This is a genomic window from Cryobacterium psychrophilum (assembly GCF_004365915.1).
Lineage (GTDB): Bacteria > Actinomycetota > Actinomycetes > Actinomycetales > Microbacteriaceae > Cryobacterium > Cryobacterium psychrophilum.
Map to the genome: position 1 here is coordinate 2125951 of NZ_SODI01000001.1, position 23542 is coordinate 2149492.

The 23542-nt window shown below is 66.7% G+C and carries 25 protein-coding genes and 1 riboswitch; of the genes, 13 read left to right on the plus strand and 12 right to left on the minus strand.

The features are described from left to right. Positions 1-144: 144 nt before the first annotated feature. Positions 145-1161 (plus strand): acetylxylan esterase, encoded by a 1017-nt coding sequence (locus tag EDD25_RS09950; protein WP_134173134.1) that lies wholly within the window; start codon positions 145-147, stop codon positions 1159-1161. A 50-nt stretch (positions 1162-1211) separates the two neighbouring features. Here the strand turns inward: EDD25_RS09950 and EDD25_RS09955 are convergent, their stop codons facing one another. Beyond that, on the minus strand, positions 1212-2516 hold the full coding sequence (locus EDD25_RS09955) for an alpha-hydroxy acid oxidase (protein ID WP_134173135.1): 1305 nt from the start codon (positions 2514-2516) through the stop codon (positions 1212-1214). Between the two features lie 21 nt (positions 2517-2537). Then, a complete protein-coding gene (locus EDD25_RS09960; protein ID WP_241986452.1) occupies positions 2538-3311 on the minus strand; it encodes a FadR/GntR family transcriptional regulator in 774 nt (257 codons plus the stop codon). Positions 3312-3405: 94 nt separating this feature from the next. Here EDD25_RS09960 and EDD25_RS09965 point away from each other — a divergent pair, with 94 nt between their 5' ends. Beyond that, positions 3406-4185, plus strand: coding sequence for a dienelactone hydrolase family protein (locus EDD25_RS09965; protein WP_134173137.1), 780 nt, complete (start codon positions 3406-3408; stop codon positions 4183-4185). Positions 4186-4218: 33 nt separating this feature from the next. Here the strand turns inward: EDD25_RS09965 and EDD25_RS09970 are convergent, their stop codons facing one another. The 4 genes from EDD25_RS09970 to EDD25_RS09980 are packed head-to-tail and all read right to left on the minus strand — an operon-like array spanning position 4219 to position 6930. Beyond that, the gene (locus EDD25_RS09970; protein WP_134173138.1) at positions 4219-5142 is read right to left on the minus strand and encodes a 2-hydroxyacid dehydrogenase; all 924 of its coding nucleotides are present in this window, start codon (positions 5140-5142) and stop codon (positions 4219-4221) included. 59 nt (positions 5143-5201) lie between these two features. Beyond that, entirely contained in the window at positions 5202-6104 is a 903-nt protein-coding gene (locus tag EDD25_RS09975; protein WP_134173139.1) for a DMT family transporter, read from the minus strand. Next, positions 6101-6274 (minus strand): hypothetical protein, encoded by a 174-nt coding sequence (locus EDD25_RS17525; RefSeq protein WP_166671258.1) that lies wholly within the window; start codon positions 6272-6274, stop codon positions 6101-6103. The genes EDD25_RS09975 and EDD25_RS17525 overlap by 4 nt, the downstream gene beginning before the upstream one ends. Next, complete coding sequence (locus tag EDD25_RS09980) at positions 6271-6930, minus strand: TetR/AcrR family transcriptional regulator (protein ID WP_134173140.1); 660 nt, start codon at positions 6928-6930, stop codon at positions 6271-6273. The genes EDD25_RS17525 and EDD25_RS09980 overlap by 4 nt, the downstream gene beginning before the upstream one ends. Positions 6931-7001: 71 nt before the next feature. Between EDD25_RS09980 and EDD25_RS09985 the strand changes: the two genes are divergently transcribed. Then, a complete protein-coding gene (locus tag EDD25_RS09985; protein ID WP_134173141.1) occupies positions 7002-7358 on the plus strand; it encodes a sulfur reduction protein DsrE in 357 nt (118 codons plus the stop codon). 47 nt (positions 7359-7405) lie between these two features. After that, positions 7406-7699, plus strand: a complete 294-nt coding sequence (locus EDD25_RS09990; protein ID WP_134173142.1) for a putative quinol monooxygenase — start codon at positions 7406-7408, stop codon at positions 7697-7699. A 78-nt stretch (positions 7700-7777) separates the two neighbouring features. Here the strand turns inward: EDD25_RS09990 and EDD25_RS09995 are convergent, their stop codons facing one another. Next, complete coding sequence (locus EDD25_RS09995) at positions 7778-8101, minus strand: DMT family transporter (protein WP_134173143.1); 324 nt, start codon at positions 8099-8101, stop codon at positions 7778-7780. 12 nt (positions 8102-8113) lie between these two features. Continuing rightward, positions 8114-8178, minus strand: a riboswitch (guanidine-III (ykkC-III) riboswitch). A gap of 102 nt (positions 8179-8280) precedes the next feature. On the opposite strand from EDD25_RS09995, the gene EDD25_RS10000 reads away from it, so the two are divergent. Next, positions 8281-9768 carry a peptide MFS transporter gene (locus EDD25_RS10000; RefSeq protein ID WP_134173144.1) on the plus strand — a complete coding sequence of 496 codons (1488 nt, stop codon included), beginning with the start codon at positions 8281-8283 and terminating at the stop codon, positions 9766-9768. Between the two features lie 125 nt (positions 9769-9893). On the opposite strand, the gene EDD25_RS10005 is transcribed toward EDD25_RS10000, so the two are convergent. Together EDD25_RS10005 and EDD25_RS10010 are read right to left on the minus strand one after the other, a co-directional pair. Continuing rightward, entirely contained in the window at positions 9894-11255 is a 1362-nt protein-coding gene (locus tag EDD25_RS10005; RefSeq protein ID WP_134173145.1) for an MFS transporter, read from the minus strand. A gap of 5 nt (positions 11256-11260) precedes the next feature. Further along, positions 11261-11731 (minus strand): MarR family winged helix-turn-helix transcriptional regulator, encoded by a 471-nt coding sequence (locus tag EDD25_RS10010; RefSeq protein ID WP_134173146.1) that lies wholly within the window; start codon positions 11729-11731, stop codon positions 11261-11263. Positions 11732-11833: 102 nt separating this feature from the next. On the opposite strand from EDD25_RS10010, the gene EDD25_RS10015 reads away from it, so the two are divergent. From EDD25_RS10015 to EDD25_RS10025, 3 genes are all read left to right on the plus strand, one after another. Beyond that, positions 11834-12715: an alpha/beta fold hydrolase gene (locus EDD25_RS10015; protein WP_134173147.1), complete on the plus strand. Its 882-nt coding sequence runs from the start codon at positions 11834-11836 to the stop codon at positions 12713-12715. A 9-nt stretch (positions 12716-12724) separates the two neighbouring features. After that, positions 12725-13774: a lipoate-protein ligase LplAB gene (gene lplAB, locus EDD25_RS10020; RefSeq protein ID WP_134173148.1), complete on the plus strand. Its 1050-nt coding sequence runs from the start codon at positions 12725-12727 to the stop codon at positions 13772-13774. A gap of 91 nt (positions 13775-13865) precedes the next feature. After that, positions 13866-14195 carry a hypothetical protein gene (locus tag EDD25_RS10025; RefSeq protein ID WP_134173149.1) on the plus strand — a complete coding sequence of 110 codons (330 nt, stop codon included), beginning with the start codon at positions 13866-13868 and terminating at the stop codon, positions 14193-14195. On the opposite strand, the gene EDD25_RS10030 is transcribed toward EDD25_RS10025, so the two are convergent. Further along, entirely contained in the window at positions 14192-14536 is a 345-nt protein-coding gene (locus EDD25_RS10030) for a GNAT family N-acetyltransferase (RefSeq protein ID WP_134173150.1), read from the minus strand. The two genes, EDD25_RS10025 and EDD25_RS10030, sit on opposite strands and share 4 nt — an antisense overlap. 34 nt (positions 14537-14570) lie before the next feature. On the opposite strand from EDD25_RS10030, the gene EDD25_RS10035 reads away from it, so the two are divergent. The 3 genes from EDD25_RS10035 to EDD25_RS10045 all read left to right on the plus strand — a co-directional run bounded on the left by EDD25_RS10035 (position 14571) and on the right by EDD25_RS10045 (position 17346). Then, the gene (locus tag EDD25_RS10035; RefSeq protein WP_134173151.1) at positions 14571-15566 is read left to right on the plus strand and encodes a DNA-methyltransferase; all 996 of its coding nucleotides are present in this window, start codon (positions 14571-14573) and stop codon (positions 15564-15566) included. After that, entirely contained in the window at positions 15563-16492 is a 930-nt protein-coding gene (locus tag EDD25_RS10040) for an LLM class F420-dependent oxidoreductase (RefSeq protein ID WP_134173152.1), read from the plus strand. The genes EDD25_RS10035 and EDD25_RS10040 overlap by 4 nt, the downstream gene beginning before the upstream one ends. Positions 16493-16659: 167 nt before the next feature. Beyond that, the gene (locus EDD25_RS10045; protein ID WP_134173153.1) at positions 16660-17346 is read left to right on the plus strand and encodes a hypothetical protein; all 687 of its coding nucleotides are present in this window, start codon (positions 16660-16662) and stop codon (positions 17344-17346) included. Positions 17347-17415: 69 nt separating this feature from the next. Here the strand turns inward: EDD25_RS10045 and EDD25_RS10050 are convergent, their stop codons facing one another. Both EDD25_RS10050 and EDD25_RS10055 read right to left on the minus strand, forming a co-directional pair. Beyond that, positions 17416-18831, minus strand: coding sequence for a GH1 family beta-glucosidase (locus EDD25_RS10050; protein WP_134173154.1), 1416 nt, complete (start codon positions 18829-18831; stop codon positions 17416-17418). An 84-nt stretch (positions 18832-18915) separates the two neighbouring features. Beyond that, complete coding sequence (locus EDD25_RS10055; RefSeq protein WP_134173155.1) at positions 18916-21003, minus strand: glycogen debranching N-terminal domain-containing protein; 2088 nt, start codon at positions 21001-21003, stop codon at positions 18916-18918. A 169-nt stretch (positions 21004-21172) separates the two neighbouring features. On the opposite strand from EDD25_RS10055, the gene EDD25_RS10060 reads away from it, so the two are divergent. Next, the gene (locus EDD25_RS10060) at positions 21173-22297 is read left to right on the plus strand and encodes a LacI family DNA-binding transcriptional regulator (protein ID WP_134173156.1); all 1125 of its coding nucleotides are present in this window, start codon (positions 21173-21175) and stop codon (positions 22295-22297) included. Then, entirely contained in the window at positions 22294-23538 is a 1245-nt protein-coding gene (locus tag EDD25_RS10065) for a sugar ABC transporter substrate-binding protein (RefSeq protein ID WP_134173157.1), read from the plus strand. The genes EDD25_RS10060 and EDD25_RS10065 overlap by 4 nt, the downstream gene beginning before the upstream one ends. The last annotated feature ends 4 nt before the right edge of the window (positions 23539-23542 follow it).

Consider the following 23542-nt stretch of genomic DNA (forward strand, 5'->3'; position numbering starts at 1 on the left):
CGTAGCCTCGGACTCTCTCGCGACACACCGCATCCGCCGCCGCAAAGCGCGAATATCTCCGAGACTAGCGGCGTTGCCCGCACCTAACCTCGGACATTTTCGCGCCGCGTTCCTGGGCGTCGCCGGGACCCGTAGGCTACTGCCATGTACACCGACCTGCCCGAAGCTGACCTCCGCCGCTACGTCAGCGAACAGGTCGACCCCGCCGACTTCGACGCTTTCTGGGCCGAAACGCTCACCGACGCCGCCACTCATGACCTCAATGTGACCGTCATTCCCGTCGACACCGGCCTCGCGACCCTTGACGTGTTCGACGTGACGTTCGCGGGGTTTGCCGGGCAGCCGATCAAGGCGTGGCTGCGGGTGCCCGCCGGAGCGACCGAGCCGCTGCCGACCATCGTGCAGTTTCACGGCTACGGTCGCGGCCGGGGGCAGAGTTACGAGAACCTGCTGTGGGCATCCGCCGGCTTCGCGCACTTTGAGATGGACCTGCGCGGGCAGGGTTGGGGTGGCAGCACGAGCGACACCCCCGACGAGGCCGGCAGTGGACCGCAGGCTCCGGGGTTTCTGACCCGCGGCGTCGACTCGAAGGAAACCTACTACTTCCGTCGGCTGTACACGGATGCCGTGCGTGCGGTCGAGGCCGCCCGAAGCCTCGACGTCGTGGATGCGGCGCGCGTGGGTGTGATGGGCGTAAGCCAGGGTGGTGGCCTTGCGCTGGCCGCGGCCGGGCTCGTTCCCGATCTGGCGGCGGTTGTGGCGCGGGTGCCTTTTCTGTGCGATTTTCCCCGGGCGTCGGTGATCACCGACGCGCACCCGTATCGGGAACTCGGCATCTACCTCTCCACGAATCGCCTGAACACGGCCCGGGCGCACGACACGCTCTCGTACTTTGACGGCGTCAACTTCGCCAAGCGCGCGCGGGCGCCGATGACCATGACCGCGGCGCTCATGGACCCGATCTGCCCGCCGTCCACGGTGTTCGCGGCGTACAACAACTATGCGGGACCCAAGCAGATCACGGTGTGGCCGTACAACGGGCACGAGGGAGGCGCGTGGGAGGACGACGCGCTCACCCTCACTGCTTTCCGGGAGCACCTCCGCCAGGGTTCCGGCCGACCTGGCGGGACAGCGGTGCCCGAATCGGACAGGTGGGCCTGACGCTCAGGGCGCACCAGCCACACTTGTCCGATCGGGCGACGACGGCGGGGTCAGGCGCGCACGGCCGGCTTCCGGGCCGGTGACGTGCGGGCGGGCGCGGCCTCTGCGGCGGCCACGGCGTTCGCCGCGATCGGCGTGAGCCGCGCGAGCTGGGTGACGTGTGTGGGGTTCAGCTCTTCGAGCGCGTTCACGCCGAGCAGGCGCATGGTGCGACTGATCTGTTCGGAGAGGATCTGAATCGTGCGGTCGACCCCGGCCTCGCCGCCGGCCATGAGTCCGTAGAGGTACGCGCGACCGATCATCGTGAAGCGGGCGCCGAGGGCAACGGATGCCACGATGTCAGCTCCCGACATGATGCCCGTGTCGAGGTGCACCTCCGTGTGCGCGCCCACCTCGCGCGCGACCTGCGGCAGCAGGTGGAACGGGATCGGTGCCCGGTCGAGCTGGCGGCCGCCGTGGTTGGACAGCGTGATGCCGTCGACGCCGAGGTCCACGAGGCGCTTGGCGTCTTCGAGGGTCTGCACGCCCTTGACGACAATCTTGCCCGGCCACTGCGCCTTGATCCAGGCGAGGTCCTCGAAGGTCACGCTGGGGTCGAACATGGAGTCGATCAGCTCGGCGACGGTGCCGCTCGAGCGGTCGAGGCTCGCGAAGGAGAGCGGCTCGGTCGTGAGGAAGTTGATCCACCACTCCGGGCGGGGCAGCGCATTGGCGACCGTGCCGAGCGTGAGTGCCGGCGGAATCGAGAAACCGTTGCGCTTGTCGCGCAGTCGGGCGCCGGCCACGGGCACGTCGACGGTCACGAGCAGGGTGTCGTACCCGGCCTTCGCGGCGCGATCGACGAGGGCTATCGAGCGGTCGCGGTCCTTCCACATGTACAGCTGGAACCAGTTGCGTCCCTGGGGGCTGGCGGCTTTGACGTCCTCGATCGAGGTCGTCCCCATCGTCGACAGCGAGAACGGGATGCCGGCCCTGGCCGCCGCGCGGGCACCCGCGATCTCGCCCTCGGTCTGCATCATCCGGGTGAAGCCGGTCGGGGCGATGCCGAATGGCTGGGCCACCGACGCACCGAGCACGTCCCAGCCGGTCGAGACAGTCGAGACGTCGCGCAGGATCGACGGCTTGAACTCGATGTCCTCGAAGGCCTGGCGCGCCCGGCCCAGCGAGAGCTCAGCCTCGGCGGCGCCGTCGGTGTAGTCGAACGCGGCCGTGGGCGTGCGCCGTTTGGCAATGTCGCGCAGGTCGTAGATGGTCAGCGCGGCGTCGAGGCGGCGCTTCCTCGCGTCGAGCTCCGGCGTCTTGAATCTCATCAGCGGGGCGAGGTCTTTGATCTTGGGGATGCGTCGTTGAACCATGGCAAGAGTTCCGTTCCTGGGCTAGGAGGTGAGCGGGAAATGGTCGGTGTGGAGTGGGGGTGCGGTCAGGTGCGTTTCGGCGTAGTAACCGGAAATGTGGGATTCAACGGCGAGGCGGGCGGCATCCGCATCGCCGGCACGAACGGCGGCCAGAATGTGGCGGTGCTCACGCCCCAGGCGGGCGGATGTCGTCGCCCAGCTGGTGAGGCCGGCGATACCCGCTCGCGCGTAGCTTTCGATCGCACTGCGCAGCCCGGCCATGGTGGCGGTGACCACCTGGTTGCCGGCGGCTTCGGCGAGGGAGAGGTGAAACTGGGCGTCGAGGGCGAGGAATTCGGCTTCGGTGAGCTCCGGCTGATCCATGGCGTCAAGTAGCAGCTCCGACTCGGTGAGATCGGGCGCCTGCTGCCGTGCGGCGTGAGCGAGTTCGGTCGCCACCGAGCCCTCGAGAATGAGTCGCATCTTCACGACATCGGCCACGGGAAAGCCCTGCGCGGCAACCTGCAGGCGCATGAGCGCCGACATGCCGCCGCCGGGGAGCGCCACGATGATGGCGCCGGCCGACGGCCCCGAACCCACGTTCGTGCGAATCAGGCCGAGTACTTCGAGCACCCGCACGGCCTCGCGCACGCTCGATCGGCCAACACCGAGAGCGGAGGCCAGGGCTCGCTCGGGGGCGAGGCGGTCTCCTGGGCCGAGTCGGCCGGACAGAAGGTCGAGTTCGATGCTCTGTAGCACGACCTCCCAGGCGCGGGGTGCGGCGTTGCTCGCAGCGGAGCCCGATGGTTTCGTCACCTGCATCTCCTTCAAATCTCGTGTGGTCTGACCACAGACTACACCAAAGTCACTGGTGTGGCCGCTAGGGTTTCAGGCAACCCCGGGAGAGATCATGACTGCTTTCAACGCACCCCAGCTCATCAACCTTCAGCTGCCCGGTAGGCCGGGAGGGAGCGCGGGACTCAAGGCGGTGCTGGCGGTGCCGGCCGGACCCGGCCCCTGGCCCGGCGTCGTGCTCGTGCACGAGGCCTTTGGGCTCACCGACGTCATGCGTCGCCAGGCGACCCGCATGGCCGCGGCCGGGTACCTCGCACTCATGCCCGATCTCTTCACGGAGGGCGGCGCGCGCAAGTGCCTCATCGCCACGTTTCGGGCACTGTCGGCCGGAACCGGCCGCGCCTTCGTCGACATCGAGTCGGCCCGCGAGTTTCTGGCCGGTCGACCGGACTGCACCGGTCGAGTCGGGGTGCTCGGCTTCTGTATGGGTGGTGGGTTCGCCCTCGCGACGGCCACGCGAGGCTTCGACGCGGCATCCGTGAACTATGGCCGGCTACCGGCCGAGCTGCACGAGCACCTGCTCGGAGCGTGTCCGATCGTGGGAAGCTACGGCGCGGCCGACCGGTCCCTGCCGGGAGCGGCGGTGACGCTCGGCGCCACGCTCACCCGGCAGGGGGTCGCGCACGATGTGAAGGAGTATCCCGGCGCCGGTCACAGCTTTCTGAACGATGCCGACACGGGACCGAGGCTGCTGCGCCCGGCGTTCAAGCGCATCCTGGGCGCGGGGCCCGACCCCGAGGCCGCTGCCGACGCTTGGCAACGGATCGAGGCCTTCTTTGGCGAGCACCTGGCCGAGCGCCGGGCTGAGCCGCGCGAGCCCCGCCGGGCGGACTGACCGACGTCGACCCCGTGCGCTCCCGGTCGGGCTCTAACTGCGCAACACAACGTTCACGGGGGCGTCACCACGCGCCATCCGCTCGATCTGCTCGCGAATGAGTCGAGCCATGCGCGGGCGCATGGCGCTTGACGCACCGCCGACATGAGGCGACACGAGCACGTTGGGCAGTGCAAAGAGCGGATGCCCGTGGGGCAGCGGCTCCGGATCCGTCACGTCGAGCGCGAGGCGCAGGCGTCCGCTGCTCGCGTGCGCCAGCAGGGCGTCGGTATCGGCGACCTGGCCGCGCGCAATGTTCACGAGCAGGGCGCCGTCGCGCATGAGCGAGAGGAAAGCGTCGTCGACGAGGCGGGTGGTGGACTCGCTCAGCGGCACGCCGATCACGATGATGTCGGCGTGTGGCAGCAGCGTGGGGAGGGCGTCCATGGCATAGATCTCGCCGCGCGCATCGCTGCGGGCCGTGCGCGCAACTCGCACAACCGTGGTCTCGAAGGCGAGCAGTCGGGCCTCGATCGCCGCGCCGACTCCGCCGTAACCCACAAGCAGAACCGTGCGATCGGCGAGACTCGGGTGGTGTGCGGGCGCCCACTCGCCCTGCTCTGCGGCGCGCACGAAATCGGGGATTCCGCGCTGGGACGCGAGGATGAGCGCGAGGGTGAGCTCGGCCGTCGACGTCTCGTGCACGGTCGCCGCATTCGCGAACACGTGGCCGGCCGGAAGCAGGCGGTCGATTCCGTCGTAGCCGATTGACTGGCTCTGCACGAGCCGGGTCTCGACGCCCGCGAGGTGCGCGACGCGGTTCGAGGCTCCCATGTATGGCGTCACCACGAGGTCGATATTGGGCACGGGGGCAGGCCCTTCCATCGGCCAGTCGACGAACTCCACCCCGTCGATGGGTCCGAGCGCCTCGCGCAGGTCGGACTCGGGCAGGCTGACACGCAGCGGAAGGAGGCTCATCGGTCAAGCGTAGAGGCGCCGGCTGCGTTCCCTCGCCGCCCGAGTTCCGCAACCCCCGGCTACCGCAGCATGCGTTCCCGCTTCCGCGGCAGCGGCTCGTTCGCGGGCGCCAGCCGCAGCGTGCTCAGGGCCACTCCGGCGAAGACGATGACGCCTCCGATGAGTTGCGGGGCGGTCAGCTGCGCGCCGAGTATCACCGCGATGATCACAGTGAAAACGGTGATCAGGTTGAGAAACAACCCCGCCCGCCCCGGCGGGATGCTCTTCAGCGCCGAGTTCCACAGTACGTAGGAGCCGATCGAGGGGAAGATTGCGATGAAGATCACGGCCCAGCCGATCCGGGCATCCGCTGGCCAGCTTGCCCCGCTGAGCAGGGCGACGGGTGCGAGCAACACCGCCACGAGGGTGCCCTGCACCGCGGTGGCCGTGATCGGCGGAACCGGGAGCCCCCGGCCCACGATCGTGTAGAGGCTCCACACCACGACGGCACCGACCATGAGCAGGTCGCCCGCGTTGGTTGAGCGAGTGAAAACGGATGCGAGGGCGCCGTTCGTGATGATCAGCACGACTCCGCAGAGGCCGAGTATCAGCCCCGCGATTCCGCGCCAGCCGATGCGTTCCCGCAGCAGAAGCGCGGCGAGCACGACCATCACGGCCGGGTTCGCCGCGTTGATGAGTGAGGCGGACTGTGGGGTCGTGTATTGCAGGGCCGTATAGAGCAGCATGTTGTAGCCGCCCACGCCGAGGCCTGCGAGCAAGAGGAGGCGCGGCCAGTGACGCAGCACCTTTCGCCAGTTGGGCTTTTCCACAACGTGGGCGAGGGCCAGCAGTGGCACGCAGGCCAGCAGCCAGCGGATCCAGGTGAGTTCCACCGGCGCCATGGTCTGCACCGCGATGCTGCCCACGACGTAGTTTCCGGCCCACATGAGTGTGGCGAGAACCAGCGCGATCGTCGCCTTCATGCGGCGCCCGCCCCGGATACCGCAAGCACCCTCACCCCGTCGAGTCCCGTGGCCGCGATGCTCGCGAGGAGCCTCCCGGGAACGTCGTGGTCGACGAGGTTTTCCGCACCGGTCGGCGTTCTGATCGGGTGCGCGATCGCAACGCGGAAGGCCTGTGTGGAATGAGTCATTGTGCCCCTGGCGTTCGGTAGACGGTCTCCCCCGAGACTAGACCGCGCCCCGGTGCCCCGGGTTCAGCCGCGACGGGCGAGCCTTCTCCTGACTCCGTGTCGGGAACGAGTTCCTGTGCCATGGTGCTCGCCTCGCGAATTAGGCCGGCGTCGCGACCCACCTTCGCTGCGGTGATGGCCGCGTCGTAGAGCAAGACCAGACGGGACACCGCCGTGGAGGCGGCATCCGTCGCGGTAATGTCGGCCAGGTGCGTGCGAACCGTCGCTCGGTATCGTTCCGCGACCAAGCGCACCGCCGCGCATTCCGGCAGCTCGATCACCGCGTTGGTGAACGGGCAACCGTAGAAGGTTCGCGATTCGACCGCCTGCACAATTTCCTCGAACAGGGCCGCCACCCGGTCGCGCCGTGGGGAGGACGGATCGTCCAGGGCGCGAACCCTCCGGACCCAGCCGTCCAGTTCCTGTTCCAGGTAGGCCACCACGAGCGCCTCTTTGCTGGCGAAGTTGTTGTACAGGCTGGCCTTCGCGACACCCGCCTCACGGACGACGAGGTCGATTCCCGTTGCGTTGATACCGCGTTCGCGGAACAGGCGACTCGCGGACGCAAGCAGGCGCTCCTTGGCGCTTGCCACCGGGGCAACGATCGTGGATTCCATGTTTTGACTTTACCAGACAGATCGGTATAGTTGGCAATGGCCAGATCGGTCTACCTAGGAGGTATGTAGTTATGTCTGAATCCAAGATTGCCGTCGTTATCTACGAGCCCATCGGCTCCGACACCTCACGCGTGTACCGTGGGCTCAAGACCGCCCTCGAGTTCAAGCAGGCCGGCGATGACGTCGTCATCGTCTTTGACGGATCGGGCGTCGAGTCCTTGGCCGCGATCTCGGACCCCGGGCACAAGATGAACCCCCTCGCCGTCGCGCTCCAGGACAATATCCTGGGTGCCTGCGGTTTCTGCGTCACGTCTCACTCGGTCACCGAACCGATCAAGACAGGCGGATGGCCGCTGCTCACCGACAACAAGGGCGAAGCGAGCATCCGCAACCTCGTCGTCGACGGTTACCAGATCCTCAACTTCTAGGCACCACGCCGCGCGAGTTTCGTCCCCTCAGCACAATTGGAGCGCCTATGGCACTGACAGTTCTTCTCGACCTGCGCCTGAAGCCGGAAGCGCTCACCGGCGCGCCGGCCATGCTGCGCGACATCCTCGCCGGGACCCGAGCGTTCGCCGGATGCCTGGGTGTCGACGTCCTCGTCGACTCGGTAGACCCGGCACACGTGATTCTGATGGAGCGGTGGGAGTCGGTCGAAGCCGACGCGGCCTACCGTGAGTGGCGAGCCGGCGATGGTGCAACCGAACTCGGTTCGTTGCTGGCCGTCGCCCCCCAGCTGTCGATGTTCGAAACCGCCAGCGATATCTAGAGCACAGAGCACAGGGCACAGGATCGAGGGCACACCTCGGACCTGCGCCCTGTGCGTGCCCGGACCACGGAACCGGGGCTAGTGGCTGCCGTCGACGAGTTTGAGACCGACGATGCACGCCACGAGCCCGAGGAGAAGCAGGATCTTGATGAGCGATGTCGGCTCAGCGCCGAAGACCATCGCGTAAGCCACGGTGAGTGCGGCCCCGATTCCAACCCAGACGGCATATGCCGTGCCGGTTGAAATGTCTCGCATGGCAAAGGCCAGGCCGCCCATGCTGAGCAGGAGCGCACCTCCGAAGACCACCGAGGGCCACAACTTGGTGAGGCCGTCGGATTTGCCCAGGGCCGTGGCCCAGACGGCTTCGAGGACTCCGGACACGATGAGGATGATCCAGGACATGACAATGACTCCCTTGGCCAGTCTTGTCGCGTACCGGGTACTGATCCCTCGTCCGGGGCCGCATTTCGCGGCTCTCGCTCAGGCTAGCGCAGCGGGCCGAGCACTTGCCGTGCACTGGTGGTGGCCCCGCGCGGCCATCGTCAGCTTCCAAGCAGGGGGCGCGCGGTAAGGTCAGCTAAATGAGCAACATCACCAATGAAGCTGAATCCGCAGCAACGACCGTCAGCTCCGATGAAGATCGCGGATTCTTCGGACAGCCTCGTTCCCTCGCCAACATCTTCGGCGTCGAAATGTGGGAACGATTCTCTTTCTATGGCATGCAGGGCATCCTGCTGTTGTACCTGTTCTACACCGTGGCCGAGGGCGGCCTCGGGATCCCGCAGGCGACAGCCGCCGGGATCGTGGGCGCCTACGGTGGTGGCGTGTACCTGTCCACCATCCTCGGTGCCTGGATCGCCGATCGCCTGCTCGGCAGCGAACGGGTGCTCTTCTACAGTGCGATCGTGATCATGATCGGACATATCGCGCTCGCGTTCATCCCCGGCATCGCGGGGCTCGCTACCGGCCTGATTCTCGTGGCCGTCGGCAGCGGTGGCCTCAAGGCCAACGCCACCTCGGTCGTCGGAACGCTCTATTCGGCCGATGACCCCCGCCGCGACGCCGGGTTCTCACTGTTCTACCTGGGCATCAACCTGGGCGCGCTGATGGGGCCCATCCTCACCGGACTCCTCCAGACCACCCTCGGCTTCCACTTCGGCTTCGGCCTGGCTGCTGTCGGTATGGCGATCGGTCTCGTGCAGTACTCCCTCGGTCGCACGCGTCTTCCCGATTCCGCGCGCGTCGTGCACAATCCGCTGCCACGGGCTCGCTTTGCCGCCTATGGGGCGCTCGCCCTTGCGACGCTCGCCGTGATCGTGCTGCTCGTGATGACCGGCGTCATCACCGCGAGCAATCTGGTCACGATCGTGATCGGCCTCACCATCGTGGCCACCATCACCTACTTCGTGTTGATTCTCAGCAACCGTCAGATCACCGGTATCGAGCGCAACCGTGTCTTCGCGTTCATTCCGCTTTTCATCGCCAGCGCTGCGTTCTGGTCGCTCTACCAGCAGCAGTTCACGGTCGTCACGCTCTATGCCGTGGACCGACTCGACCGTGGTCTCTTCGGCTGGCAGATGCCGGTGGCGTGGGTGCAGTCGATCAACCCGGTCTTCATCATCCTGCTGTCGGGCGTTTTTGCCGCGCTCTGGACCCGCTGGGGTACGAAGCAGCCATCGACACCCCTCAAGTTCGCCATTGGCACCGGTGTCATGGGCGTCGCGTTCCTGCTGTTCCTGCCCTTCGTGGGTGGTGGCGACAACTCGACGCCGCTGCTCGCGCTCGTGGGTATCCTCTTCGTGTTCACGATCGCCGAGCTGCTCCTGTCACCGGTGGGGTTGTCGGTGGCCACCAAGCTCGCACCGAGCGTCTTCAAGACCCAGATGGTGGCGTTGTTCTTCTTGTCCGTCGCGCTCGGTTCCGCCGTGTCCGGGCTGCTCGCCCAGTGGTACGCCACCGTGCCCGAGACCGTGTACTTCGGTGTGCTCGGCGGCGTCGCCATCGTGCTCGGGCTGCTCCTCGCCCTGATTGCTCGCCCGGTCCTCAAGCTCATGGGCGGCGTTCGGTAACGCTCCTGGCGGCATCCGCCTGCCGTGTATCGGGCGGGCGGATGCCCCGTGGACGCTGGTGGGTGATGTCGAGATGCAGAGGGTCCTCGCCGGGCAGCAACCAGGGTGCGTTCACGCGCTGCTGATCAGCGTGGGGCCGTGGCCTCCACGATCGCGATCTCGCGCGTGGCGGTGTCACGGTCGGATTCGAGCCCGGGGCCGGCATCGGTGTCGTTGTCCGGCTCGAGGTTCAGCCCGTCGCCGGAGTGACGCACGCGCACCCGTGGTGACGTGCGGAGGCGCACGTGAACCCGCAGGTCGCGGTACCTGATCATCCAGAACAGCAGCGTTGCGGCGGCGAGCAGACCGGATGCCGCGGCGACGCCGAGCGCCCAGCGCGGACCGAACGTGTCGGTCACCCACCCCACGAGAGGTGCTCCGAGCGGGGTGCCCCCCACGAAAATGGCCATGTACAGTGCCATCACCCTGCCGCGCATCTCCGGTCGCGTTGAGGTCTGCACGTACGCGTTTGCCGTGGTCATGAGCGTGATCGATGACAACCCCACAAAGATCAGCGACACGGCGAAGCTGGCATACGTGGGCATGAGCGCGGAGACGGCGCAGGCGACCCCGAAGAGAGCGGCGCCGCCAACGATGAGGCGCAGGCGAGCGCGACTGCGACGCGCGGAGAGGAGCGCGCCGATGACGGCGCCCACGGCCATGATGGAGCTCAGGATGCCGAACTCGGTGGCCCCCATGCCGAATTCGAGCGTGGCCATGGTGGACGTGAAAATGGCGAAGTTGAGGCCGAAGGTGCCGATCAGGAAGACCACGATCAGGACGACGATGATGTCGGGACGACCCCGAACGTAGCGGAACCCGGCCAGCAGCTGGCCACGCTTACGAGCGGCCTTGGGAGACGCGCGCAGTTGGGCGGTGCGCAGCAGAAACATGGCGAGGACGGTCGCGGCGAACGTCAGCGCGTTGATCATGAACACCCACCCCGCGCCGATGGCGACCGTGAGCAGGCCCGCCGCAGCGGGGCCGATGAGGCGTGCCCCGTGAAAGGACGCCGAGTTGAGCGCGACGGCGTTGGAAAGGTTGTCTTCGGAAACGAGTTCCGAGACGAAGGTTTGCCGGGCCGGCGCGTCAATGGCCGCGACGACGCCGAGGCCAAGCGCGAACAGGTACACGTGCCAGAGTTGCCCCGTGCCGGTCACGGTGAGAATGCCCAGACCGAGGGCGAGCAGGCCCATGAGGGCCTGGGTGAGGATGAGCAGTCTGCGCCGGTCGAACCGGTCGGCGATGAGCCCTGACCACGGCATCAGAACGAGCTGCGGGCCGAGCTGCAGGGCCATGGTGATGCCCACGGCCGTGGCGTTGTAGTCGGTCAGCTGGGTCAGCACGATCCAGTCCTGAGCGGTGCGCTGCATCCAGGTGCCGATATTCGACACGAGAGCGCCGGCAAGCCAGATCCGATAATTGACAACGCTCAGCGAGCGGAACATGGCACTCAACTGTCCGCGAGCCCCCTCATGATCACCGTCGCCTCGGCCAAGATCTGTCGTTGCTCGTCACTCAAGGTGATCACCCGCTGGGCGAGCCAGGCATCTCTGCGCCTGCGCGTCTCGCGCATGAGCGTGAGCCCGGCCTCCGTCGCGGTCAGTTCCACCTTGCGTGCGTCATTCGACGACACTGCGCGGTGCACGAGGCCGGCTTTGACGAGCGCGTTGACGGTGCGGCTCATCGACGGCGGGGTCACGTGTTCCCGGTCGCTCAACGCGCTCAGCGTGAGCGAGCCCTCCACGAACAGGGCGCCGAGCGCGGAGAATTGGCTGGCGCTGAGTTCGTTAGCGGCCTTTTCCTGACGCAAGCGGCGGGCCAATCGGCCGTTTGCCAAGCGAAAGTCGTGACTCAGCTCGGCGATGGTGCTCTGGTGGCCCGCGGGATCCGCGGAGGCGTGTGGCGTGGATTTTATTAGCATGTCTCATTGCTCCAGCTAATTAGCCGTGCTAATTATTCCCTCGTCGAGAAGAAAAGCGCCTGACGCGGGTTCGCCGTCGCGCCGGGGTGTCAGTATGGTCCCGTGCCTACATACACGGATGAATCGGGTCTGGTCGTTACCTACTACGTCTGGCCCGTCGACCAACCCGTCGGCATCGCGCAGATCGTGCACGGGGTGGGAGAGCATGCGCTTCGCCACCGCGAACTCGCGGAGGCCCTCAACGCCGCCGGCTATGCCGTCTATGCCGATGACCACCTGGGTCACGGACAGACCGGTCTCACCCAGCACCACGGCGACCGGAGCAAGCTCGGTCGGCTCGGGGCGGGCGGGCTGCGGGCGGCCGTGCGCGATGTGCATCAACTGAGCGGGATCATCCGCTCGGCGCACCCGGAGCTGCCGTTGGTGCTGCTCGGGCACAGTTGGGGTTCGTTCATGGCGCAGGCGATCGTGAACGATCATGCCGACGAGTACGCCGCCATCGTGCTGAGCGGCACGGCCTACCGCATGCCGGGCTACCTCGATGGTGGCGACCTCAATCGCCGGCATAAGAAACTCGGTACGACAGGGGCGGAATGGCTGAGCCGGGACCCGGCCGTGGCGGAGGCCTTCGTGGCCGATCCGATCACCACGAGCACCCCGTTGGCGCGGCTGTTCGGGCTGCGCGAAGCCGCACGACTCTATGGTCGGCCGGCGCGAAATCTACGCGCTGACCTGCCCATTCTCATGCTCGTGGGCAGTGACGACACGGTGGGCGGTGAACGAAGCGCGCTCAAACTGCTGAAGGCCTATGCGGAACGATCCGGGCTGCGTGACCTGCACCTCATCGTGTACGACGGCGCCAGGCACGAGGTCTTCCACGAGACGAACCGCGTGGAGGTTTTCGCCGACCTCGTGGCCTGGCTCGCCGCCCGGGTCCCCGGCTCCCAGCCGGGGGCGACCGGCGCGCCCACCCCGGAGGATTAGGCTGGCGCTATGCACGGTGAATATAAAGTTCCTGGCGGCAAACTTGTCGTGGTTGATCTCGACGTCGTGGACAACACGATCACCAATTTTCGCTTGGCGGGTGATTTCTTCCTCGAACCGGACGACGCTCTCGACAGCATCAACGCGGCCGTCTCCGGGATGGCCGCAGACAGCGACGCCAAAGCCATCGCCGCGGCGGTGCGGGCGGCGTTGCCGGAGAATGCGGTTCTGCTGGGGTTCACCCCTGAGGCCGTTGCCGTTACCATTCGGCGCTCACTCGTGCAGGCCAGCAGCTGGCGTGATTACGACTGGCAGGTCATCCACGGCAAGGCTGTTTCTCCGGTCCTGCAGTTGGCGCTCGATGAGGTGCTCGCGATCGAGGTCGGCGAGGGCAGGCGCCAGCCCACCCTGCGCATCTGGGAATGGAATGAGCCAGCCGTTGTCATCGGTAGCTTTCAGTCGCTCCGAAACGAGGTTGACCCGGAGAATGCCGCCAAGTTCGGGTTCACGGTCGTGCGGCGCATCAGTGGCGGCGGCGCCATGTTCATGGAGGCCGGTTCGGTCATCACGTATTCCATCTACGCTCCGGCCGACCTCGTGCACGGGATGACCTTCGCCGATTCCTATGCCTTCCTCGACGAATGGGTCATCACGGCCCTCAAATCGCTCGGAATCGACGCCTCCTACCAGCCCCTCAATGACATCACGAGTCCCAAGGGCAAGATCGGCGGGGCCGCGCAGAAGCGGCTCGGCAGCGGCGCGGTGCTGCATCACGTCACCATGAGCTACGACATGGACGGCGAGAAGATGGTGCAGGTCTTGCGCATCGGCCGGGAGAAGCTCAGCGACAAGGGCATCACGAGCGCGGCCAAACGCGTCGACCCGCTGCGCAGCCAGACCGGGCTCAGTCGCAGCGACATCATTGACCGCATGAAGAGCACGTTCACCGGCCTGTATGGCGCCTCAGTCGGGGATATTACCGACGAGGAATATGCCAAGGCCGCAGAACTCGTGCGCACCAAATTCGGCACCGAGGAATGGCTCACCCGCGTTCCCTGATCGGTACGGCCTGGCCCGAACAGCGGCCGGTTCGGGGGCCCGGGCCGGAGTATCCGCGGGGCGAACCTGCGGTTCACGGTAAACTGGGCCGATGAACTGGTGGATCCTTCTCGGCATGGCGGGCATTGTGCTGCTCGGTCTTGTCGCGAGCCGGTTGGGCTGGGTCGACCTGTCGAACAAGAACGAGCGGCGCGGAAGCGGGTCCAGCGTGCTCGGAATCGGCGACGAGGTCTTCGCCCCGAGCCGGTATGAAGCGGCCGTGGAGATGGAGCGCCAGACGGTGCTGCCCGCGCCGGCACCGGCTGCCGGCGACGGTGACCTGGGTATCTACGACGGCCGCATTCGCATTGACGTGGATCGCCCGATGGCCGATGACGGCGTGCGCCGCGGCCAGCGCCATTGCGGTGCTTCTCGCTCCTAGAGGCCGCGGCTGAGCAGCTCCTGGTACTCGGCGTGATCGTCGATCCACGTCGCCACGTAGGGGCATTGTGGAATCACTCGAAGCCGCGTGTTGGTGCATACGTCGGTCAGGGCGTGCTCGATCAGGACCCCGGCGAGGCCGCGGCGGCGAAACTTCGGGTCGATTTCGGTGTGGGTGAACCGCACAGTCGTTGGGCTGAGCACATAGTCCGCCAACCCCGCAGGCTGTCCATCCAGCCACAGCGTGTAGCGCCGTACCGTTTCGTCGTGGCGCACCTCGGTGTGCCCTTCGGGTGGGGTCGATGCCGTCGTCGCGGTCACGGGTGCGAAGTCGTCAGTCATCCCGACAGCATAATCCGACTGGCAGAATAGAAGGATGCCTATTGCGTGGACTCCGACCAGTGCCAGTCGGGTAATTCTCGCCGACAACCTCGACGTGCTTCCGAGCCTTCCCGATGAGTCATTCACGCTCATCTACCTCGATCCGCCGTTCAACACGGGTCGACCGCAGACCCGCCAGACGACCACATCCGTGCGGTCCGCGGTGGGCGCGGGAACCAAGGCCAAGGGAACCATCACGGGGTTCAAGGGACTGCGCTACGAGCGCATCAAGGGTGACCTGCTCGGCTACGACGACCAGTTCGAGGACTATTGGGCCTTTCTCGAACCTCGCCTGATCGAGGCCTGGCGGCTGCTGGCCGACGACGGCACGCTGTATCTGCACCTCGATTACCGGGAGGCGCACTACGCCAAGGTGCTGCTCGATGCGCTGTTCGGCCGCGACTGCTTCCTCAACGAACTCATCTGGGCCTACGACTACGGCGCGAAGTCGAAGAACCGCTGGCCGACCAAGCACGACACGATCCTTGTCTACGTGAAGAACCCGGCCACCTATTACTTTGACTCCACGTCGGTGGACCGCGAGCCCTACATGGCTCCCGGCCTGGTCACGCCCGAAAAGGTGGCCAAGGGCAAGCTGCCAACGGATGTCTGGTGGCACACGATCGTGTCGCCCACCGGCAAGGAGAAAACGGGATACCCCACCCAGAAGCCGATCGGTATTCTGCGTCGCATCATCCAGGCGTCGAGCCGAGAGGGCGACTGGGTGCTCGACTTCTTCGCCGGCAGCGGCACCACGGGCGCTGTTGCCGCTGCGCTCGGACGCAAGTTCCTGCTCGTGGACCAGAATCCCGACTCGATGACGGTGATGCGGGCCCGGCTCGGCCCGCGCGTCGACGCGCAATTTCTGGCCGGCACCGAATACGGCCCCCACGTCGACTTCGTGCCGGAGGTCCCGGCCGCGCCCGACCCGCCTGCAGACGCTGCCCCCAGCTTCATCGAGACCGCCGCAGAACAGAGACAGGACTCATGAGATTCCGCATTTTCACCGAACCCCAGCAGGGTGCCACCTACGACGACATCCTCGCGGTGGCGCAGGCGAGCGAACGGCTCGGCTTCGACGCCTTCTTCCGCAGCGACCACTACATGAAGATGGGTGACGCTGGCGAGATCGGCCTGCCGGGACCAACGGATGCGTGGACGACGCTGGCTGGCCTCGCCCGCGAAACCGAGAGCATCCGTTTGGGCACCCTCGTATCGTCGGTCACCTATCGCCCGCCCGGAATTCTCGCGATCCAGGTGGCCCAGGTGGACCAGATGTCCGGCGGTCGAGTGGAACTCGGGCTCGGTACCGGCTGGTTCGAGCAGGAGCACCTCGCTTACGGAATTCCCTTTCCGGCCAAGCGTTTCGGCATGCTCGAGGAGCAGCTCGAGGTCATCACCGGCCTCTGGAACACGCCGATCGGCGAGCGATACAGCTTCGAGGGCGCGCACTACACGCTCGTGGACTCGCCAGCGCTGCCCAAGCCCACGCAGGCTCGCGTCCCCGTGATCGTGGGAGGCGGGGGAGCAAAGCGCACGCCCGCGCTTGCCGCGCGCTTCGCGACCGAGTTCAACCTGCCCTTCCCCGACTTCGCCGACGTCGCAGGCAAGTTCGCCGGCGTGCGCACCGCCTGCGAAGCCATCGACCGGGACCCTCAGGAACTCGTGTACTCCGCGGCCTTGATTGCCGTGGCGGGTGCCAACGAGGCCGAATTCGCTCGTCGGGCCACCGCCGTGGGCCGCGAACCCGCGGAACTTCGCGAGCACGGTCTCGCGGGGACGCCGTCGGAGATCGTGGATCGGCTGGGTGCACTCGCCGAGTCCGGCGTTGAGTGCGTCTACTTACAGATCATGGATCTCTCCGACCTTGAGCACCTGGAACTCCTGGCTGCAGAGGTTGTGCCGCACCTGAGCTGACGTTCCGCGTGGTTGCGGGGTTTGTGGCTGAGTGTTTGCTGTGTTTGGTGGCGGAATGGCGACGGAACGAACTTGTTCCAAACCTTTTCGGGGATGAGTCCGAACACCATGCAGAGCTCATCACCATCCCAAACAATCACAGCCACTCAGACAAGGACACCCCCGTCATGCGTACTTTCTCCAAGACCCTCATCAGCCTCGCTTCCGCTGGAATTCTCGTTGCCGGTCTCGCCGCCTGCTCGACGGGAACCACAACCGCCGCCGAGTCCGGTTCAGGTTCCGGCTCGAGCTCGTCCAGCGCCCCGACCGCCGAAGCACCCCTCGCTTCGATCCCCAGCCTCTCCGGTGTGGACACCGCGGTTCTGCTCGACGCTGACTTCGCTGCCGCTCTTGGCACCCTGGGCCTGAACCCGGGCACCGTGGGCACCGCGACGCTCGAAGACGGAAGCCTGCACTTCCCCATCACCGGCGGAAACGTTGACTACTACGACCCGAACGGCACCGTTCGTCCCTACGTCCAGGGCTCACTGGAGCACGAGGGCTCCGGCTTCTCGCTGACCGCCGGCGACACGGTTGTCGAACTGACCAACTTCACCATCGACCCGGGAACCTCGGAGCTCTTCGGCGACGTGAGCGTCAACGGCGAATCCGCCGCCACCCAGGTTCTTCTCTTCAACCTCTACGGCGGAACCCTCAAGCCCCTCCAGATGGACGGCGACAACGCCATCCTCACCGGCACCACCGTTCACATCTCCTCCGAAGCCGCCGGCCTGCTGAACTCCACCTTCAACACCGACGCCGTCGCCGACCAGCTCCTCGTCGGCATCGCCACCATCACCGTCGCCACGAAATAACCCGATCACCCGAAGGGGACCCGTCGCACACCGCGACGGGCCCCCTCTTTTGTGCGCCTGGTGGGGCGGTCAGGCGGAGTGGGCCGCCTGGATCAGCCGGGCGTAGGCCAGGCCGCTGTCCTTGATCGTGCGTTCGAGGGTGTCGTAGTCGACCCGCACGATGCCGAAGCGCTTGTCGTATCCGTAGGACCACTCAAAGTTGTCGAGCAGCGACCACACGAAATAGCCGCGCACGTCGGCCCCCTGCTCGATGGCTTCGGCAACGGATGCCAGATGGTCCCGAATAAACGCCGTGCGTTCGGTGTCGTGCACCGTGCCATCGGCGGAGACGACGTCATCGTAGGCAGCGCCGTTCTCGGTGATGTAGAGCGGCGGCAATGCCGGGTATTCGGCGCCCAGGCGCACGAGCAGGGCGCGCAGCCCGTCGGGGTTGACCTCCCAGTCCATGGCTGTGCGAGGCAGGTCGCGGCTCGGGAAGGTGATGTGTTCCGAACCGACCCAGGGTGAACCCGTCGGCCGCTCGGCACCGCCGGAGTGGCTGTCGCCCACCGCACTGTCGGGATGCCCGCTCACGAGGTCGTCGTGATAGTGGTTGACGCCGAGAAAATCGATCGGAGCGGAGATGGTCTCGAGGTCTCCGGGCAGGATGATATCTCCCAGGCCGTAGGGTTCGAGGTCCGCGAGGGTGTCTTCCGGGTAAATGCCGAGCAGTAGCGGCTCGAGGAAGATGCGGTTGGCGAGGGAGTCGAGCCGTCGGGCCGCGTCGAGGTCCACGGGGTCTTCGGCGTCACGCGGGATGGCATTGGTGAGGTTGAGCGTGATGCCGAGGTTCTGTGCGCCCAGGGTGCGCAGGGTGTTGACCGCGAGACCATGCGCGAGGTGCTGGTGGTGCACGGCGGCGACCGCGGCGCGCGGTTCTTGTCGGCCGGGCGCGTGCACGCCCGACGCGTAGCCGAGCAGCGACGAGCAGAAGGGTTCGTTGAAGGTTGTCCAGTGGGTGACCCGGTCGCCGAGCGCCTCGTAAACATCCTCTGCGTAGTCGCGAAAACGAAACGCGGTGTCGCGGTTGGCCCAGCCGCCGGTCTCTTCGAGGGTTTGCGGGAGGTCCCAGTGATACAGGGTGAGCCAGGGCAGGATGCCGGATTCGAGCAGCTCGTCGACCAGGCGCGAGTAGAAATCGAGGCCGTCAGGGTTGACGGCGCGGTCGCCGGGACGCACGCGCGCCCAGCTGGTGGAGAAACGATACGAGTCCAGCCCGAGCTCGCGCATGAGTCGCACATCGGAGGGCATGCGGTGGTAATGATCGTCGGCGATCTCAAGGTTGTCACCGCCGTGCACGGCGCCACTGACCCGCGCGAAGGCGTCCCAGATCGAGTCTTCCTTGCCGCCTTCGTGCGCGGCCCCTTCCACCTGTGCCGCGGCCGTGGCCGATCCCCAGATGAAACCCTTCGGCCAGGTGGCCCCTGCGAGTGCGCGCTCTGACATACGGATACGTTAGCGTGCACGCGCACCGGCGGAGTTCCGGTGCGCGCCGGTCAGGTTGCCCGGTCACAACATGGGTGACACGCCTCAGCTCGACTGATCCTTGCCGACTCGGGCGGCGGAGGGCGCCTCACGCAGCGTATTGCGGCTCACCGCGCCGGAGGCATCCGTTGCGAGCTCAAAGCTGCGGCCAGCGAAGACCAGGCCGCGCACATCGAGCGCTCCGGCGATCGGGAGGGGGGAGACCCGGAGCGTATCGGCCTGCGCGTCGGGTGCGAGGCCGAGGATCGTGCCGATGACGGCGACGGCGGACGCCGCCGACCACGCCTGCGGGCGGCAGGCGGCGGGGTACGGGATCGGGGTGGTGGTCTCCTCGGTCGAGTGCCCGGAGTGGAGTTCCGGCATCCGATAGTCGAAGCCCTCCGCGGTGCGCAGTAGCCCCTCGATCAGGACGGCTGCCTCGGCGCCGAAACCGGCACGGCCGAGCCCGGCGATCGCGATCGCGGTGTCGTGGGTCCAGACCGAGCCACCGTGGTAGCTCAACGGCCAGTAACCGGTGGAATCGGTCGACATGGTGCGGAGGCCGTAGCCGGAGCTCAGCTCGGGCGAGACCAGGCGCTTCGCGACGAGGCGCGAGCCTTCCTCGTCGAGGATGCCGGTGCCGAGCAGGTGACCGATGTTGCTGGTCACCGTGTCGACCTTCTGTTTGTGGGCGTCGAGGGCGACGGCGGGGTAGGCGCCGTCGGGGGATTCGATCCAGAACGCCTCGTTGAACCGGGTCTTCAGCGCGGCCGCCCAGTCGCGCCAGTCCGCGCCACCGGAACGGCCGAAGTGGTCGAGCAGGGCGGCGCCGCCGATGGCGGCCTCGTACGCGTAGGCCTGAACCTCGCAGAGCGCGATAGGTCCTTCGGAGAGGCGTCCGTCCCGCCACTGGATGGAATCGCCGGAGTCCTTCCATCCCTGGTTGGCCAGGCCGTGCCCGGTCGAGTCGACATATTCGAGGAAGCCGTCCCCGTCGCTGTCGCCGTAGGAGCGCATCCAGACCAGCGCGGTTTCCAGGTTGGGCAGCAGCGCCTCGACCTCGGCGTCGGGCATGCCCCACTTCCAGGCATCGTGCAGCAGGTTGATCCACAGCGCGGTCGCGTCGACAGTGCCGTAGTAGAGCGGCGGCAGGGAGGTCTCCTCGCCGGGCATGTCGAGGGTGCCCGGGCGCAGCTCGTGCATGATCTTGCCGGGCTGTTCGGCGGTCGCGGCGACCGTATCGGTGCCCTGCAGGGCGGCGAGCACGCGCAGGGTCGACCCGGCGAGGCCGGTGCCGAGCGGCAGCAGCATCCGGGCGGCCCAGATCGAGTCCCGGCCGAAGAGGGTGAAGAACCACGGAGCCCCGGCGGCGAGGAACACGTCGTCCGGCTGGTCGCTGGTGACCATCCGGAGCCCGGCGAGGTCCTTGAGGGCGGTGTCCACCCAGGCGCCGAGGCGGGAGTCGTCGGCCGTGGCCGTGACGCCGGCCCAATCGGATGCCCCGCTCGCGCCGCGAACAACGGCCGACGGGTCGACGATGCCCAGTTCCCAGCTCACGTTGACGCTGCCGTGGGCGGGGATCGTGACGGTCCAGCTCGCGGTGGTCAGCCCGTCAGCGTTGACGGCGAGGTCGGCGTCTGCGGAGGTGAACGAGGCCGTGATCGCGCCGGAGGCGTAGTGCACTCCGGCGTCGTCGAGTACGGAGGCGATCACGACGTCGGGAGTGTGCACGCCGCCCTTGACGTCGTGGATGATGTCGAAGGAGGGCGTGAGCTCGAGCGTCACGGTCGTCTCGATTGGGTCGGTGATGGCGCTGGTGAGCTCGATCGACTCGGTCACCCGACCGTCCCGCACCCGGCGCACCCGGTTGAGCAGCACCCGGGGGTCGGCGCCGCGGCCGTCGAGGTGGCGCAGCAGAGAGACGAAGCTGAGCGTGGCGGCATCCGTCACGCTGTGCGAGATGTTCTCGGGGACCTGGCCGCCCACGAGCAGCGTGAGGGCGCCTACGATGCGAGTGTCGGAGTGGTAGATGCCGTGCAGGGGGCGGCTGCCCATCGTTCCGTCGGGGGAGGACCAGACCTGGGTGGGCGCGGACAGTGCCACCAGCTCGTCATGGAGCAGGGGCTGGTGGGGGTGCTGGGGTGTCTCAGACATGGTTGGATTCACGACTCCTCGTTGATTCGGTGAGCCCTGTAACACTGCATTTCGAGGCCCGATGTGCGACTGGTTGTTGACACATTCGCGTATTCAGGTAACGTAGCACTCAAGATTTGAACGATCAAACTTTTGAACGATCAAATCCCAATTATCGCAAGGAGGCGCCGTGGACAGGTTACCGACGATCGAAGACGTCGCTCGCGCCGCCCAGGTGTCGAGGCAGACCGTGTCCAACGTGTTGAACACCCCGGCCATCGTCAAGCCCGCGACCCGCAAGCGCGTCGAGGTCGCCATCCGCAAGCTGGCCTACCGGCCACACGCCTCGGCCCGCCGGCTGCGGATGCGCAAGTCCTCTACGATCGCGATCCGGCTCGACCCGATGACCAATGGCATCTCCGGCGCGCTGCTCGACCGTTTCCTGCACGCCCTGACCGAACAGGCGGATGACCGAGGCATCCGGATCCTGCTCTTCACGGCCGCCGACCCGGCCGCTGAGATCGAGCAGATCCGAAAGCTGCGCGCCAGCGGCGACGTGGACGCGTTCGTGCTCACTGCGACCTTCCATGGTGATCCCCGCACCAAATGGCTGGTCGAGAGCGACGTTCCCTTCGTCACCTTCGGCCGGCCCTGGGGCGCCGACGACATGAACCATTCCACCCACCTCTGGGTGGACGTGGACGGTTTTGCGGGGATGCGCGAGGCAACCATCCACCTGATCGACCGAGGCTCCTCCCGGATCGGCTACGTTGGCTGGCCGAGCCCCTCCGGCACCGGCGACGATCGGCACCGCGGCTGGCAGACCGCCGTCGGGGAACGACTGGCCCTCGGCGACGACGACCTCACTGCCCTCAACGTGAGCGTGGAAGACCGACTCGAGGACGCCAGAAATGCCGTTGTCACGCTCCTGGAGGGCGATGATCGGATCGACGGCCTGGTCTGTGCGAGCGACACGCTCGCCCTCGGCGCCATGATCGCCGCAGCATCCGTCGGCCGGAGCGACCTTCCGATCATCGGTTTCGACAACTCGCCCGTCGGCCAGGCCATCGGCCTCTCCAGCGTCGACCAGACCCTCGACGCGGTCGCCGGCGGCGCCCTCGAACTGCTGCTCGGCGAGAGCGGCTCAGACCTCGTGCACCGCGACGCTGCCTCCGGGGACGCCCGTCACCGGCTCATCACACCTCACCTCGTCATCCGGCAGCCGTTGCGGCTTCTAGCCCCTGACGCGGTATCGACCCCCACCGCAACCAAGAATGCGGTCGGCAATCACAGAAATGGAAAGGAAACACAATGAAATTACGACGAGGAGCACGATGGGGTGCTGTTCTGGTGGCCGGCGGACTGTTGGCCAGCCTGGCCGCCTGTTCGTCCGGTGGCGGTGACGAGTCCGGCGGTGACGTTGCCGGGCAGGAGCTCACCGTGTTGATCGGCTCGAGCGGCGACGCCGAGACGAACGCCGTGACCGACGCGGCCGCGAGCTGGAGCGCCATCAACAAGGCGACCGCCAAGGTCGTCGCCGCCAACGACCTCACCCAGCAGCTGGGCCAGGGCTTCGCCGGTGGCAACCCGCCCGACGTGTTCTACATGGGCTGGGACCAGTTCCAGACCTATGCCAGCAAGCAATACCTGGAGCCGTACGCCGACACGGCCGCGAATAAGGACGCGTTCTACCCGTCGCTGACGAGCGCATTCAGCTACAAGGGCACGTTCTATTGCGAGCCCAAGGATTTCTCCACCCTCGGCCTGATCATCAACACCGAGATGTGGGACGCGGCCGGGCTCACCGACGCGGACATCCCCACCGACTGGGCCGGCCTTGAGACGGTCGCCAAGAAGCTCACCACGCCCGACACGGCCGGGCTGTCCTTCGGCGCCGAATACGGCCGGATCGGCACCTTCATGAACCAGGCCGGCGGATCGATGATCTCCGAGGACGGCAAGACGGTCACGGCCGACTCGGCCGAGAATCTCGCCGGGCTCACCGAGGTGAAGAAGCTCCTCTCCGACGGTGTGCTCAAGTTCCCGGCAGACCTCGACTCCGGTTGGAGCGGCGAGGCGCTCGGCAAGGGCAAGGCGGCGATGGTCATCGAGGGTCCCTGGATCAGCGGGCTCAAGACGGACTACCCCGACCTGAAATACAAGGCCGTTGAACTTCCCGCCGGCCCCGGTGGAAAGTCGACCTTCACCTTCAGCAACTGCTGGGGTATCCCGGCCCAGTCCAAGACGACGGCCGCCGCCGAAAGCCTGGTGGAGTTCCTCACCAGCGACGAGCAGCAGCTGAAGTTCTCCGACGCCTTCGGGGTCATCCCGTCGACGGAGTCGGCCGCCAAGGTCTACTCCACGACGTACCCGCAGAACGCGTCCTTCGTCACGAGCAATGACTACGCTGTCAGCCCGGTCGCGTTTGCCGGTGCATCCACTGTAATCGGCGACTTCAACTCCAAGTTGCAGGGCCTGAGCACGGGCGATCCCAAGGCGATCCTGGCCTCACTGCAGACGACCCTGCAGACCGCCCTCGACGCAGCGAACAAGTAAGCCG